The sequence below is a fragment of the Xanthovirga aplysinae genome (genome assembly GCF_009711365.1).
Classification (GTDB): domain Bacteria; phylum Bacteroidota; class Bacteroidia; order Cytophagales; family Cyclobacteriaceae; genus Xanthovirga; species Xanthovirga aplysinae.
This window is the reverse complement of sequence record NZ_SMMB01000301.1, coordinates 1-1,041: the sequence shown is the minus strand read 5'-3', so window position 1 is coordinate 1,041 and position 1,041 is coordinate 1. Positions and strand designations below refer to the sequence as shown.

Annotated in this window: 1 protein-coding gene; it reads left to right on the top strand. The window is 36.0% G+C overall.

Features of this window, described 5'->3' with window-relative positions:
- Positions 1-64: 64 nt before the first annotated feature.
- Positions 65-964 carry a hypothetical protein gene (locus E1171_RS00850; protein WP_155203167.1) on the top strand — a complete coding sequence of 300 codons (900 nt, stop codon included), beginning with the start codon at positions 65-67 and terminating at the stop codon, positions 962-964.
- Positions 965-1,041: the final 77 nt, after the last annotated feature.

Here is a 1,041-nt window from a genome sequence, read left to right as displayed (position 1 = left end):
TTTTTCCTTCGGTCAAAAAAAGAAAAGTGTAACCTAGTAAAAGGTACCTTCGTTGTCAAAAAGTATGCATCGTTTATTTTTTATCGGAATATTAATTTTGTTTTTTGAAGTCCGGTTGGAGGCTCAACAGAAATATCAATTTTACCTAAAAGATGAACAGGTAGAGTCCAAAAGAGTTGATTTTAATTTAAAAGCCTCTTCTGGAATGTGGACTATTACTCCGGAAACCTTTCTCAATGGAGTAGAAGAGCATTATTATCCACTAAACATTAAGGGCGAAACCACTGACGAATATTCACCTAATTTCGATTATCAAAATGGTAATAAGGTTTGTTATTGTATCTTTGAGGTGAAGGATGACGAGGATAAGGGAATAGGAAATAGTTTGTTAGGTTGGCATTCTCCAGAAAAGGATGGTCAATGGCAAGTCGTTCTATGCCGAAATTATGCTTATCGAATGGATCTTGATTATGCCATCGGAATGGCAAATATTGATCTTTCTTCTGTACCTGTGGAAAACTTTATGTTGGAAACAGGAAGTGCTACAATACAGATGGAATACCAACCAGAAGAAATAAACCCGATTGTTATGGATACCTTTATGATAAAGGTGGAATTGGGTGCAGTTAAAATTAAAAGATTAAATCTTTCAAGGGCCAGACACATTATCGCTAAAGTGGGTTTGGGGAAATTAAGTCTTGATTTTACAGATGAATTAATGGATTCTAGTGAGGTGCATGCCATGGTTGGAGCTGGAACCCTCGAAATACTTCTTCCTTCTAAAGACCTTCCTTTCATAGTTTATTTAAAGGGTTCTCCCCTCTGTCGGATTAAACTACCTAAAAGCCTCGAAAAGATTGAGGATGATGTTTATGCCAGTAATGCTTACCTAGAAGAACCTGAAAAGGCCATGTCCTTCTCCATTGATGTGTCAATGGGAAATTTGAGTTTGAAACTGAAATAATAGATAAAATTATTTTCCTTTCTCCTGCAATTCTTATCGTAACATAATCTCTATTCTGGTGAGGTGTTTTCTTCCAT

Bases quoted from the DNA above. Each gene is read 5' to 3' on its own strand.
- E1171_RS00850 (WP_155203167.1), top strand. From the start codon at position 65: ATGCATCGTTTATTTTTTATCGGAATATTAATTTTGTTTTTTGAAGTC.